Genomic DNA, 13,111 nt, shown 5'->3' with positions numbered 1-13,111 from the left:
AGGCTTCCATTTTCGCGTTTCCCCAGTTCAGGGCGGTCACATGCACCTCACCACACATGCGGCACCATCATGGCTTGCATATGGCGCCACAGTGGTGCCACTATAGGCACCATGGACCTCACGCCGTATGTCGACACCCTCCGCCGCGAACTCGCGGTCGCCGCCGAAGCCGGCGGGGACGAAGCCCGCGAGCTGGCCGAGCGGCTCACCGCCCCCCTGGAGTCGGCGGCCCGGCTGACCATGCTCAACGTGCTCTCCGCCGCGATGGACGAGATCACCCGCGAGCTCGCCCCCGGCTCGGTCGACGTACGGCTGCGGGGGCTCGACCCCGACTTCGTGGTGACGCCGCCGCCCGCCGGCAGCGGCCCCGCGGATCCGGCCCCGCCCGCCGAACCGCTCAGGGCACCGGCCCCGGCCGACGGCGACGAGGGCGGCACCGCCCGTGTCAACCTGCGCCTGCCGGCCCACCTCAAGGCGCGCGCCGAGGAGGCAGCGGCTCGCGAGGGCCTGTCGGTCAACGCGTGGCTGGTGCGGGCCGTGTCGGCCGCGGTCGACGGCGACACCCGGCCGCGCACGACGGAGAAGACCCGGACCGTCGGACAGAGCTTCACGGGCTGGGTGCGCTGACCGCGCCACCGGCCCGCCCGCAGCACTTCACCCGCACCACGTCCCACCAGCGGGGACGACCCAAGGACTCAAGAGGACGGGACAGCCATGCCTTCTTTCGACACTCCCGGACCGATCTCGGCCACCGCGCACGTGGGGGCCGGCTCCGTCCGGTTCACCGCGGGCGACCGTCTCGACACCGTCGTCGAAGTACGGCCCCGCGACCCGAAGAAGGACAAGGACGTCCGCGCGGCCGACCAGACCGAGGTCACCTACGCGAACGGCGTCCTGACCATCAGGACGAAGCAGCGCCATCTCGTCGGGCCCGGCGGCGCCGTCGACGTGACGGTCGAACTGCCCACGGGCTCGCACGTCGATGCGACCGGCTCCTGGACCCAGGTGCTCGGCGAGGGCCGGCTCGGCGAGGTCCGCGTGAAGACCTCCTCCGGCGACGTCCGCCTCGATGCGACCGGCCCGCTGAAGCTGACCGCGTCGCACGGCTCGATCACCGTGGACCGGGTCGAGGGCCCGGCCGAGATCACCACCAGCTCCGGCAGCCTGCGCGTCGGCCTTCTCGACGGCACCGCCGTCCTGAAGAACTCGCACGGCACCACGACCGTCGGCGCCGCGACCGGCGAGCTGCGGGTGAACGGCGCCCACGGCGACATCGAGATCCGTCGCGCCGAGGACTCGGTCACCGCCACCACCGCCCACGGCGCCCTGCGCGTGTACGAGGTGGCCCACGGCACCGTCCAGCTGGAAACCTCCTACGGCGCCATCGAGGTCGGCATCCGCGAGGGCACCGCCGCCTGGCTCGACGTCAGCTCGGAGCGCGGACAGGTGCGCAACACGCTCACCGCGTCCGAGACCCCGGAGCAGGCCGAGGACACCGTCGAGGTCCGCGCCCGGACCCGCTGGGGCAACATCGACGCGCGCCGCGCCAAGGTCTGAGCGCAACCCCATCGACCGGCACCCCCCACCCATACCAGCCTTCGAAAGGGAGGGCCCCGTGCCTTCATCTGTCATGCCCACGCCCAGAAAGGCCGGCGGCCACCCGGCGCCCGCCGCCGTCACCGCCATCGGCCTGCGCAAGTCCTACGGCGACAAGACCGTCCTCGACGGCATCGACCTGCGCATCCCGGCCGGGTCCGTGTTCGCACTGCTCGGGCCCAACGGCGCCGGCAAGACCACCGTCGTGAAGATCCTCTCCACCCTCGTCACCGCCGACGGCGGACAGGCCCAGGTCGCCGGCCACGACATCGCCGCGTCACCGGACGGCGTACGTGCCGCGATCGGCGTCACCGGCCAGTTCTCCGCCGTCGACGGCCTGATCACCGGCGAGGAGAACATGCTCCTCATGGCCGACCTGCACCACCTGCCCAGGCCCGAGGGGCAGCGGATCGCCGCCGAACTCCTGGAGCGCTTCGACCTGGCCGAGGCCGCGAAGAAGCCCGCCTCCACCTACTCCGGCGGCATGAAACGCCGCCTGGACATCGCCATGACCCTGGTCGGCAGCCCGCGCATCATCTTCCTCGACGAGCCGACCACCGGCCTCGACCCCCGCTCCCGCCACACCATGTGGGGCATCATCCGCGAACTCGTCACCGGCGGCACCACCGTCCTCCTCACCACCCAGTACCTGGACGAGGCCGACGAACTCGCCGACCGCATCGCCGTCCTGAACGACGGCCGGATCGCCGCGGAGGGCACCGCCGAGGAACTGAAGCGCCTCGTCCCCGGCGGCCACGTCCGCCTCCGCTTCACCGACCCCGCCGCCTACCGCAGCGCCGCCTCCGCCCTGCACGAGGTCACCCGCGACGACGAAGCGCTGTCCCTGCAGATCCCCAGCGACGGCACCCAGCGCGACCTGCGTTCCGTCCTCGACCGCCTGGACGCCGCCGGCATCGAGGCCGACGAACTCACCGTCCACACCCCCGACCTCGACGACGTCTTCTTCGCCCTCACCGGCCCCACCGACCAGCCCGAGGAGACCCTCCGATGAGCTCCCTGACCCTCGCCGTGCGCGACTCGTCCACGATGCTGCGCCGCAACCTCCTGCACGCCCGGCGCTACCCCTCCCTCACCCTGAACCTCCTGCTCACCCCGATCGTCCTGCTGCTGCTCTTCGTCTACATCTTCGGCGACGTGATGAGCGCGGGCATCGCAGGCGGCAGCCCGGACCGCTCCGCGTACATCGCCTACCTCGTGCCGGGCATCCTGATGATGACCGTCGGCGGCACCACGGTCGGCACCGCCGTGTCCGTCTCCAACGACATGACCGAAGGCATCATCGCCCGCTTCCGCACCATGGCCATCCACCGCGGGTCCGTCCTCGTCGGCCACGTCATCGGCAGCGTGCTGCAGTCGGTCACCAGCGTGGCTCTCGTGGGAGCCGTCGCCGTGGCCATCGGCTTCCGGTCCGCCGACGCCACCGTGCTGGAGTGGCTGGCGGCGTTCGGGCTGATGGCGCTGGTCGCCCTGGCACTCACCTGGATCGCCGTCGGCATGGGCATGGTCAGCCCGAACGCCGAGGCGGCCAGCAACAACGCGCTGCCGCTGATCGTCCTGCCGCTGATCTCCAGCGCCTTCGTCCCGATCGACGCGATGCCGGGCTGGTTCCAGCCCGTCGCCGAGTACCAGCCGTTCACGCCCGCCATCGAGACCCTCCGAGGCCTGCTGCTCGGCACCGGGATCGGGTACAACGGATGGCTCGCCGTCACCTGGTGCCTGGCCCTCTCCGTACTCGGCTACCTCTGGTCGACCTCGACGTTCAACCGCGACCCGAAGTAACCGCCACGACAGCGCGGGCCGCCTCCCGCGGCCCGTCCCGCCCGAGGGCGGCGTACCCCGCCACCGGGTCGGGGCACGCCGCCCCGGCCGCGTTCCCGTCGCCGACCGGGCCCGGACGCAGTCGACCGGAAGTCACCTTGCACCCACAACCTTTCGGTGAGGCTCCACGGATGCAATTCCAGACAGGCCCAGGACGTGCAGGACCCTCCCGTACACCGTGAGCCGCCCCGGGGAACAAGTGTCGGCCCCGGTCGGCCGGACCAGGACGTTCGGCCGACCATCGCAGGCTCCTGCTCGACGGCCCTACGGGGCGGAGGGCCGTCACCGGTACGCACTTCCTGCGCTCGCGAGTGCCGGTCACCCGTCCCAGGGCCACAGTACGAAGCGCCACCATCGGCCGAGCGGTGACACGGTGTGCCTCAGGTCCGGATGATCGAGAATTCTGCTGTCCAGGCGGCCGACGATGCGGGTGAGCTCGCGTGCGGACTTCGCAGGCAGAGCATGTACGGCGGCATCCAGGAGGTCCCGCCACTCGGTCGGCTCCGGCGGGCAGCAGGCCGGTACACCGCAGCCCGAGCGAAAGACGAGCGAACGCCGCCGCGGGGTGTGCGCCAGCACACTCCAGGAAGCCAGGGCTCTGCTCAGGTCACCGGGCTCCAAACGGGTCCGCTCCAGGCGGATGATCTCGGCCTGTGCCGAACCGGAGAGCTGACCGATCCTCGAATACCGCCCGCGCTCGACCGGAGACCTCCGGCGCTCCGAGCGCAGGTCCGAAGGGCGCCTACGCGGCACGGTCCTTTCGCTGCATTGTCATGGTGTCAGTGTGTCAGAAGCCGTGCGCTCGTTCGGCCGTGGGGTGCGCGGAGGCGGGACCTGGAGGCGGGCAGCCTGGTGGACTGCCTGCTGCAGGTGGTGGTGGGCGGTGGCCGGGGACGGGCCACCGGTGCGGGTGACGGCGGTCGCGGCGGCATCGCGGTCGGACAGGCCCGGCAGGAACTGCACCACGCTCACCGTGGCCGACCGGGCCGGTGAGAGGCCCGGGCGCCCGTCCCGCGGGTACCGGTCGGCGAAGTCCTCGTCCCGCCGCAGGCCGTCGAGACGGTCACGCACCCACGTCGCCGTCGTACCAACGGAGTTGCCGGCCCGAGTCATCCGCACCGTCACCACCGGGACCTCGGTATCCGGACGAGGACGGACCGACATCTCGCACTCCTCGGAAATCTCGCGGCCATCGTGCATCCGTGAGACCGGCGCACCACCATGATCACCTGCAGCCGGACACCAAGTTTCCCGACAGGGTCGAGCTCAGACGACTCGTCGCGCGCCGGCCAGGTTGGCGATGAGTTCGTCGCGGGTCTGGTGCTCGTGTGCGAGCCACGCGGGCTGGCCGGGACCGCTGCGCCATGACTCTCCGAGAGGGCTGTTGTCGACGGTGTCGAACCCGAACTGGTCGTACAGGCGCGTCACGAGCTCCACGGCTTCGGGATGGTCGCTGGAGGCCGACAACGCAAGCCGGCCGGGGGTGCCTGCCGCTCTGCCCGCCGTGGTGATGCGGGGGGCTTGGATGTGGGTGAAGGCCTTGACGACCCTGGATTGCGGCAGGTGCTCCTGGCGGAGCTCGTGCACGGTCTTCTCTCCCGAGTCGACGGCCGGGATACGGCCGTCGCGCCAGATCATGTAGTTGTTCGTGTCCAGCACGATCTTGCCCGCCAGTTGGTGTACGGGCATGTCGTTGATCACCTTGAGGGGAACCGCCACGACAGCGAACTCTCCGGCGGCAGCGGCGCCGGCGGCGGTCGCGGCGCGCGCTGACGGACCGAGCTCGTCGATGAGGTCCTTCAAGGTCTCGGGGCCCCGCGAATTGGCGATGACGACGTCGTAGCCGTTCACGATCGCCGCACGCGCGATCTGGCGGCCGACTTCGCCCGCGCCGATGATGCCGATCACTGTCATGGTTCCTCGTCCCTGTGTGTGGTGGGGAGGCTGTGCCGTGGGGGGCGGCGTTGCGTTGCCCGCGGTCCGTGGACGGCCGGGCGGGGCTCCGCCTTCCGGGTGCGCGCCGGAGACCGTCGGCCAGGATGCCGGGACGCCCTGACCGACGGCCGTGCCGGACTCTTCCGGCCGCCGCTCCGGCGACCGGAGCCAGGGTGACCGTTCGGCGGGCCCGGGCCTTGTGGCTCGCCTGCCGGAACAAGCCCGGCCCGGCCCGGCCCGGCCCGGCCCGGCCCGGCGCCGCCGCCGGCGCCGGCGCCGAGATCAGATCTGGTTCATGCCGCCGTCGACGTACAAGCTCGCACCGGTGATGAAGCTGCTCTGCCCGGAAGCGAGGAAGGCCACGGCCGCGGCGATCTCCTCCGGGCGCCCGAGCCGGCCCAGCGGAACTTGCGCCGCCAGGTGCTGCCGCAGGCCGGCCTGCTCGGGACCGGGAACGAGTCCCGACAGGCCAGGGGTGTCGGTCGGGCCGGGCGTGACGGCGTTGACCCGGATGCCTCGGCCCTTGAGTTCGTTGGCCCAGGTCCGGGCGAAGGACCGGGTGGCGGCCTTGGACGCCGCGTACACGCCGAACGCCTCCGCACCGACGTCCATGTTGGTGGAACCGTTCAGGATCACCGAGGCGCCGTCGTTGAGCAGAGGCAGCGCCTTCTGGACGGTGAACAGCGTGCCCCGGACGTTGATCCCGAAGAGGGTGTCGAAGTGCTCCTCGGTGATCTGCTCCAGCGGCACGGACGCGGCGACGGAGGCGTTCGCGAACAGGACGTCCAGCCCCTGTCCACGGTCCCGGACCGCATCGTAGAGCCGGTCCAGATCGGCCAGGTCCGCGATGTCGCCGACCACGGCGGTCGCCGAACCGATCGTTTCGACGGCCGCGTCGAGTTCCGTCCTGCGCCGGCCGGTGATGAACACGTGCGCTCCCTCGACCGCCAGCCTCACAGCGCTGGCCAGGCCGATACCGGTGCTGCCCCCGGTGACGAGAGCGGTCTTTCCTTCCAGCAGTCCCACGGCAGTACCCTCCCCTGCATTCTGCATCGATCGATGCAGAACTCGAACGTACCACTTCTGCATCGATCGATGCAGAAGTGATAGTCTGCGGAGCGTGGGCACCGAACAGAACCGCTCCGCCGGCCGGCCACGGGGGTTCGACACCGACGAGGCTCTTGAGAACGCCATGCTGGTCTTCTGGGAGCACGGCTACGAAGGCGCCAGCCTGGCCACCCTCACGGACGCGATGGGCATCTCCACCACCAGCATGTACGCGGCCTTCGGCAACAAGGAGAACTTGTTCCGCAAGGCATTGGAGCGCTACACCGAAGGCCCCAGCGCGTACCTGGACCGCGCCCTGGAAGAACCGACCGCCCTGGCCACCGCCACCGCGATTCTGACCGGCACCATCCGGACCACCACAGGCCCGGCCCGCCCCCACGGCTGCATGGGCGTCCAGAGCGCCCTGGCCACCAGCGACTCCGGACAGGCGGTCCGGGACCTCCTCGCCGCCTGGCGGAACAACGGATGCTCCCGCCTGCGGCAGCGGTTCCAGCAAGCCGTCGACGACAGCGACCTGCCTCCGCAGACGGATCCGGCGATCCTGGCCCGCTACGTCACCACCCTGGCCTTCGGCATCGCCGTGCAAGCCGCGAGCGGCGTCGGCCGCGCAGAACTCCAGACGATGGCAGACGCCGCGCTACGCAACTGGCCACTCTCCTGAAAACCGCCCGGCACCGGGACCTGCTCCTGTCCGGTCGTGGCGGACCAGCCGGCGAGCAAGCCGGGGACAGCGGTATGCCGGCTGCCGGTGAGGAATCATGAGAACGGGCCGCCTCGGCGCGGGTCTCTGCGCACTGGGAGTGGCAACCGCCGTGGTCGGGTGGATCGCCCACCAGCCCGATGTGGTGGAGCATCCGTCGCGAACAGCCGGCGCCAGACTCGACGTCCTCCAACAGGATCCGCTGTCGCCGGAGTTCACGGCATTTCTCGGCACGACTCCCACCGTCACCCGTTACCACTGCCGGGACACCCCTGACGGCGTGGAGGCCCCGGACATCCTGGCGGAGTACCGGGGAGCCCATCCGGAGCTTCTCCCCGAGAAGGTCTACGCACTCGCCCGGGCCGCCGGCTGGAACCCCCTCTTCACCGGGGGTCCGGCTCCGACCGAATACACGGTGCAGCTCCAGAGGTCGTTCGACGACTGGGAGAGCGGGGCCGTCGTGTACGTGGGACGGACGGAGGTGACGGTCGACCTGAAGGCGTCCGCCGACGGATCCTGCCCGTAGCCAGGCGCAGGAAGCGGTCCTGGACGGCATGGTGCAGCCGGGTGGCCGCGCACGGCCGGGCGGGTGACTCCTGCGGGATGTCGACCGGGCCAGGGCGGTGGGGTGTGCCAACGGTAGAAGGACGGTGCCGTTCAGGGCCGCCGCCCGATCGCCGACCCTCTCGGGGAGTGTTCCGCCGTGTCCATCGCCCACCGGATCCTGCAGTTGCTCCTCGCTCTCGCCTGTGCCGCGGGACTGTGGAGCGCCACGGCCGCGCCCGCGCAGGCCGTTCCGGACCGGGAAATCGCCACCGTGGCTACCGCCGCGGCGAACACGGCGAACGCGGCGAACGCCGTTGTGGCGGCCGGCCGGCAGGGCGTCGACTGGGACAAGGTCGCGGCCTGCGAGAGCGGCGGCCGCTGGCACGCCAACACCGGAAACGGCTACTACGGCGGCCTGCAGTTCGACCGATCCACCTGGCGCGCCAACGGCGGCACCGCGTATGCACCCCGCCCGGACCTCGCCACCCGCGACCAGCAGATCACGGTCGCCGAACACCTCGCCGCCCGCCGGGGACTTGCCCCCTGGCCCGTCTGCGGCGCCCGCGCCGGCCGACCCGGCACCCACCACACGGTCCCCGCGCCACGCCCGGCGCAGCAGCCCGCCGCCGCCCGGCAGCCGACCGCCGGCCAGCCCGCAGCCGCCGAACCGGACACGGCCACCGACCTCGGCACCGACACCGGCTCCGGCCCTGCGGATGGCGGCGCCATCGTGATCCAGGACGGCGACACCCTCGACGGCATCGCCCGGACCCTGCAGCTGCCCGGCGGCTGGCCCGCCCTCTACCAGGCCAACCACGACACCATCGGCGACAACCCCGACCTCATCCTCGCCGGACAGACCCTCCGCCTCCCCTGACGTCCTGATCCGGCTGCCCGGTGATCGGCAACAGCGCACGCTGTCCGGTCGACAGGGCGGCGCACGCCGGTAGCCGTGCCGCGCCGCCAGAGGCTGCGAATCGGCCGGATCACCCCCGGCAACCCGTACCGCGGCTTCGAGTTCCCCCGCGGCACGATCGAGCCGAGGGTGTTCGTGCGGGCTCTGCTCGCCATCGAGCTCGGCGGCCACGCACCCCGCGACCGGCTCGCCGCCGCCACCGCAGCCGCAGCCGCAGGCCCCGTCCGCCCCCACGCAGGCCCAGGGCTGGGACAGCAGGAGAGCAACCGCGCCCGGGGCGCAACGACGGAGCCCCGCCCGGCCGAAACGGCACCGGGCAGCGAACAACGGCGACAGCGGCAACCCGCACGGCGACGAGCGGGACGGCACAGCGGCAGCGATGACACCACCGGCCCGGGCAGCATCTGGCCGGCACCCGCGCCCGGTGTACGGACCGGCCTGGTGCCGACGGCCGGCGGCGCAGCCCCGGCACGGAGCGACGCCGCGCTGCGGGTGGCGGCCGGACACACGGCGCTCTGCCCGGACAACGTCTTCCAGGAGGCCGCCCGCCCCGCCGGGCACGCAGCGTCACCGGCCGACGCGGACAGCTGGTTCCCGTGGTGGGACTGAGCCCGGCGGACGGCCTGTCGGTGGGCATGACTACTGTTCCTCCCCTGATCAAACGTTCGAGGAGAGGGGCGGAGCTGTGCGGCGCTGGGAGTTCGTCGAGGGCGGCTCGGACAAGTTCTGGGAGGCCGCGGTCGAGGGTGTCGTGGTGACCGTGCGCTACGGCCGGTCCGGCACCGACGGGCGGGAGCAGAGCAAGGAGTTCCCGACCGCGGAGGCGGCGCAGGCGCACTTCGCCAAGACGGTGGCCCAGAAGGAGCGCAAGGGCTACCGCGAGGCCACCGCCGGGGCGGCGCCCGCCGCGCAGCCGGTTGCGCAGCTGGTCACGGCCGTCCCGCCGACCACCGTCCCCACCGCCCCGGACGCCCCCGCTGCCCCTGTCTCCCCGGCCGCCCCCGGGACCGCAGACCTCCCGAACGCCGCAGACCTCCCGAACGCCGCGGACGCCCCGCTCGACGAGGACACCTTCGTCCTGCCGGACGCCTGGCGGCGGATCCTGATCCCCCGCCGGGGCGGGGTGGCCCGTGCGACGACCACGCCGACGCGGAACGCGCCGGAGAAGCTCCGCGCCCTGGTGGCGGAGCGGTCGGAGTGGGTGGAGCAGGCGCTCGCCTCCTCGCGCAGCAAGGCCGAGCTGGTCGAGGCTGCCCGCGCGCACCTCGGCGGCGTCACCGACCCGCGCGGCGCGGCGGTGGTGGCGGCGCTGGTCGCCGACTCGCCGGAGGGGTACCGCCGGGCGGTGGACGGCTGGGTGGTGGAGCACGGCCTGCCGTTCGCGGCCCGGGCGGTGGTCGAGCTGCTGGAGGTGTCCGTGACCTCGGACTCGTCCAACTCGCGCCGGTCCAATCCGCGGGTCGGGACGGCCAAGCACCGGCACCGGGCGTCGGTGACGCACCGCCCGGCCGCGGACCGCGTCCGCGCCCTGCTGGCGGTCTGCGACGAGGCGACCCACGGCGCCGTGGTCGAGGCCCTGGCCGGCTGCCGGCGGGATCTGCCGCGCCTGGTGGTGGCGGTGTACCTGGTGCCGTCCGAGACGGCCTGGGCCGAGGAGTGCCTCCGCGCGTCCGCGGGGCTCGACACGACCGCGTGGTCGATGCTGCTCTGCTCGCTCTCCTCGGCCGAACCGCTCAAGGAGCTGGACCGCCTCCCGGGCCTCGGCTGGGACGGCTGGTCGGCGGAGGTCATCGCCACTGTCGCGGAGGGGCTCGGCAGCGGCGCCACACCGCTGCTGCTGCACGCCCTGGCCCACGACTACCTCTACAGCGACCGGCGCAAGCAGCTGCTGGCCGCGGTCGCCGAGCTGCCGTCCGACGACGCCTTCCGCGGCCTGCTGACCCATCAGGGCGACGACAAGGCGGCCCGCTGGGCACTGGTGGCGGCGGTCCGCCGCTATCCGCGCCGGGCCGTCCGCCTCCTTGCCGAGGCCGCGACGTCCTCCGCCGATCCGGCCGCCCGGCGGCTCGCCGTCCAGCTCCTCACCCCCCACGTCGCCGCCCACCGTGCGACCGCGCTCGAACTGCTGCCGGAGCTGGCGCCGGAGCAGGCCGCCCTGGTGCAGCCGCTCACCGAGGTGGCCGACCGGGTGCCGGACCTCCCGGCCGGGTCGCTGCCCGAGCTGTTCACCAGCCCGCCGTGGACCCGGCCGCGCTCCACCGTGAAGCCCCGCGTGCTGACCGGCCTCACCGCGGCGGAGGAGCCGCAGCTGCGCTGGCTGCCGGGCGAGCAGGACGCCTGGGCGGCCTCCGAGTCCTGGTACGCGCGCTGGTCGGACGGCGACTGGCAGCGGATCGCCGACACGATGCGGGCCGCGGAGGGGCAGTCCGGCAACCAGCGGCACCACGCGAACCAGCACGAGGAGCTGGCGCTGTTCGCGTACGGCGACGAGGAGCTGGGCCGTCCGCTGATCGCGCGGTGGCGCGGCGGCGAACACATCTGGGACGCCACCGGCGCGCTGCGCCGGGTCGTCGCCCGCTTCGGAACGGACGCGCTCGAACCGATGCTGGCCGCCGCGCTGCACAGCCCGGCCGCCCACGCGTCGCTGCTGCTGCCCTGTCTGGACGTCCGGGTGGCCGCGACGATGGCGGACTGGCTGGTGCGCCTCAAGTCGGCCGGCGACACCGCCCGCTCCTGGTTCACCCGGCACGGGCCGGACGCCGCCCGGCTGCTGGTGCCCGCCGCGGTCGGCAGGGCCGGCGCGGCCCGGCGCGGCGCCGAGCACGCCCTGCGGCTGATCGGCAGCGTGCACGGCGCCCCGGCGGTGTGCGCGGTGGCCGGCGAGTACGGGCCGGACGCGGCGGAGGTGGTGGGCACGCTGCTGTCCGCCGACCCGCTGGTGAGCGCGCTGCCGGCGAAGCTGCCCCAGCCAGGCGACTGGGCGGAGCCGATGATGCTGCCGCAGCTGCTGGTGCGCGGCGGCGGGGGCGCGCTGCCGTCCGAGGCCGTGCGGCACGTCCTCACCATGCTCGCGCTGTCCAAGCCGGGGGCGTTCTACCCGGGTCTGGACCAGGTGGCGGAGGTGTGCGAGCCGCAGTCGCTGACGGACTTCGGCTGGGCGGTGTTCGAGCAGTGGCGGCTGGCCGGCATGCCGGCCCAGGACGGGTGGGCGCTGCACGTGCTCGGCCGGCTCGGTGACGACGGGACGGTCCGCCGGCTGACGCCGGTGCTCCGGGCGTGGCCGGGCGAGGGGGCGCACCACCGGGCGGTGGACGGCCTGGAGGTGCTGGCCGCGATCGGCAGCGACGTCGCCCTGCTGCACCTGCACGGCATCGCGCAGCGGGTGAAGTTCAAGGCGCTCAAGGCCCGGGCGCAGGAGAAGATCGCCGAGGTGGCGGCCGGGCTCGGCCTGTCCGGGGAGCAGCTCTCCGACCGCCTGGTGCCGGACTTCGGGCTGGACGCCGACGGCACCACCGTCGTCGACTACGGCACCCGGACCTTCACCGTCGGCTTCGACGAGCAGCTCAAGCCGTACGTGCTGGACGCGGACGGCGCCCGCCGCAAGGACCTGCCGGCCCCGGGTGCGCGGGACGACGCCGAGCTGGCGCCGGCCGAGCGCAAGCGCTTCGCCGCTCTGAAGAAGGACGTCCGCACGGTGGCGGGGGACCAGATCCGCCGTCTGGAGGACGCCATGGTCACCCAGCGGTCGTGGACGGCCGAGGAGTTCGACCAGTTGTTCGTCGGACATCCGCTGCTGTGGCACCTGGTGCGCCGACTGGTGTGGCTGGCCGGGGCGGACGGTACGGCGACCGCCTTCCGGGTCGCCGAGGACCGCACCCTGGCGGACGTCCGGGACGAGGTGTTCGCGCTGCCGGAGGGAGCGACCGTCCAACTGGCCCACCCGCTGCTGCTGGGCGACGACCTGGCCGCCTGGTCGGAGCTGTTCGCCGACTACGAGATCCTGCAGCCGTTCCGCCAGCTCGGCCGCCAGGTGTACGCGCTGACCGACGAGGAGCGGGCCGGGCACCGCCTGACCCGCTTCGAGAGCGGCCCGCTGCTGCCGACCGCCCGGCTGGTCGGCATGGAACGGCGCGGCTGGCAGCGCGGCGAGCCGCAGGACGCGGGCGTGGAGCGCTGGCTGTCCCGCCGGGTCGGCCCCGACCGCTACGTGGTGCTCGCCCCGGAGCACGGCATCGCGGTCGGCATGCACGACGTCTTCCCCGAGCAGCGGGTCGAGACCGTGTGGCTCGACGTCCGCCCCGGCGACTACTGGCCCCGCGACCGGACCTTCCCGGCCTTCGCCGAGCTCGACCCGGTGACCGCCTCCGAGGTGATCGCCGACCTGACCGAGCTGACCGCGCCGTGAACCCGCCGCCTGTGAACCCGCAGGCCGTGAACCCGCAGGCCGTGAACCGGCCGACTGTGAATCAGCAGGCCGTGAGCCGGCTCACCGACACCGACACCGACAGCCG

At 73.0% G+C, this 13,111-nt stretch carries 12 protein-coding genes; 9 read left to right on the top strand and 3 right to left on the bottom strand.

All coding sequences use genetic code 11. The features are described 5' to 3' along the window. The first annotated feature begins 111 nt into the window (after positions 1-111). The 4 genes from SNE206_RS32695 to SNE206_RS32680 all read left to right on the top strand — a co-directional run bounded on the left by SNE206_RS32695 (position 112) and on the right by SNE206_RS32680 (position 3,396). Positions 112-627 carry a toxin-antitoxin system HicB family antitoxin gene (locus tag SNE206_RS32695; RefSeq protein ID WP_407917160.1) on the top strand — a complete coding sequence of 172 codons (516 nt, stop codon included), beginning with the start codon at positions 112-114 and terminating at the stop codon, positions 625-627. Positions 628-714: 87 nt separating this feature from the next. Next, a complete protein-coding gene (locus SNE206_RS32690) occupies positions 715-1,557 on the top strand; it encodes a DUF4097 family beta strand repeat-containing protein (protein WP_407917159.1) in 843 nt (280 codons plus the stop codon). Positions 1,558-1,630: 73 nt separating this feature from the next. After that, positions 1,631-2,608: an ATP-binding cassette domain-containing protein gene (locus tag SNE206_RS32685; RefSeq protein WP_407917158.1), complete on the top strand. Its 978-nt coding sequence runs from the start codon at positions 1,631-1,633 to the stop codon at positions 2,606-2,608. Further along, a complete protein-coding gene (locus SNE206_RS32680; RefSeq protein WP_407917157.1) occupies positions 2,605-3,396 on the top strand; it encodes an ABC transporter permease in 792 nt (263 codons plus the stop codon). The genes SNE206_RS32685 and SNE206_RS32680 overlap by 4 nt, the downstream gene beginning before the upstream one ends. Before the next feature lie 810 nt (positions 3,397-4,206). On the opposite strand, the gene SNE206_RS32675 is transcribed toward SNE206_RS32680, so the two are convergent. The 3 genes from SNE206_RS32675 to SNE206_RS32665 all read right to left on the bottom strand — a co-directional run bounded on the left by SNE206_RS32675 (position 4,207) and on the right by SNE206_RS32665 (position 6,396). Then, a complete protein-coding gene (locus SNE206_RS32675; protein ID WP_407917156.1) occupies positions 4,207-4,506 on the bottom strand; it encodes a hypothetical protein in 300 nt (99 codons plus the stop codon). 195 nt (positions 4,507-4,701) lie between these two features. Continuing rightward, a complete protein-coding gene (locus tag SNE206_RS32670; RefSeq protein WP_407917155.1) occupies positions 4,702-5,349 on the bottom strand; it encodes an NADPH-dependent F420 reductase in 648 nt (215 codons plus the stop codon). A 303-nt stretch (positions 5,350-5,652) separates the two neighbouring features. Further along, on the bottom strand, positions 5,653-6,396 hold the full coding sequence (locus SNE206_RS32665) for an SDR family oxidoreductase (RefSeq protein ID WP_407917154.1): 744 nt from the start codon (positions 6,394-6,396) through the stop codon (positions 5,653-5,655). A gap of 94 nt (positions 6,397-6,490) precedes the next feature. On the opposite strand from SNE206_RS32665, the gene SNE206_RS32660 reads away from it, so the two are divergent. The 5 genes from SNE206_RS32660 to SNE206_RS32640 all read left to right on the top strand — a co-directional run bounded on the left by SNE206_RS32660 (position 6,491) and on the right by SNE206_RS32640 (position 13,005). Further along, the gene (locus tag SNE206_RS32660; RefSeq protein WP_407917153.1) at positions 6,491-7,099 is read left to right on the top strand and encodes a TetR/AcrR family transcriptional regulator; all 609 of its coding nucleotides are present in this window, start codon (positions 6,491-6,493) and stop codon (positions 7,097-7,099) included. A gap of 97 nt (positions 7,100-7,196) precedes the next feature. Further along, complete coding sequence (locus SNE206_RS32655; protein ID WP_407917152.1) at positions 7,197-7,664, top strand: hypothetical protein; 468 nt, start codon at positions 7,197-7,199, stop codon at positions 7,662-7,664. A 177-nt stretch (positions 7,665-7,841) separates the two neighbouring features. Then, the gene (locus tag SNE206_RS32650) at positions 7,842-8,561 is read left to right on the top strand and encodes a transglycosylase family protein (RefSeq protein WP_407917151.1); all 720 of its coding nucleotides are present in this window, start codon (positions 7,842-7,844) and stop codon (positions 8,559-8,561) included. A 75-nt stretch (positions 8,562-8,636) separates the two neighbouring features. After that, entirely contained in the window at positions 8,637-9,209 is a 573-nt protein-coding gene (locus tag SNE206_RS32645; protein WP_407917150.1) for a DUF6420 family protein, read from the top strand. A gap of 76 nt (positions 9,210-9,285) precedes the next feature. After that, positions 9,286-13,005: a DUF4132 domain-containing protein gene (locus tag SNE206_RS32640; protein WP_407917149.1), complete on the top strand. Its 3,720-nt coding sequence runs from the start codon at positions 9,286-9,288 to the stop codon at positions 13,003-13,005. Positions 13,006-13,111: the final 106 nt, after the last annotated feature.

It is taken from the genome of Kitasatospora sp. NE20-6 (genome assembly GCF_045862635.1).
The sequence above is the reverse complement of the archived record's forward strand: the minus strand, read 5'-3'. Positions and strand labels throughout refer to the sequence as shown.

What these genes read in the sequence shown, in the direction of transcription:
- SNE206_RS32695 (WP_407917160.1), top strand. Translation starts at nt 112, where the DNA reads ATGGACCTCACGCCGTATGTCGACACCCTCCGCCGCGAACTCGCGGTC.
- SNE206_RS32690 (WP_407917159.1), top strand. Translation starts at nt 715, where the DNA reads ATGCCTTCTTTCGACACTCCCGGACCGATCTCGGCCACCGCGCACGTG.
- SNE206_RS32685 (WP_407917158.1), top strand. Translation starts at nt 1,631, where the DNA reads ATGCCCACGCCCAGAAAGGCCGGCGGCCACCCGGCGCCCGCCGCCGTC.
- SNE206_RS32680 (WP_407917157.1), top strand. Translation starts at nt 2,605, where the DNA reads ATGAGCTCCCTGACCCTCGCCGTGCGCGACTCGTCCACGATGCTGCGC.
- SNE206_RS32670 (WP_407917155.1), bottom strand. Translation starts at nt 5,349, where the DNA reads ATGACAGTGATCGGCATCATCGGCGCGGGCGAAGTCGGCCGCCAGATC.
- SNE206_RS32655 (WP_407917152.1), top strand. Translation starts at nt 7,197, where the DNA reads ATGAGAACGGGCCGCCTCGGCGCGGGTCTCTGCGCACTGGGAGTGGCA.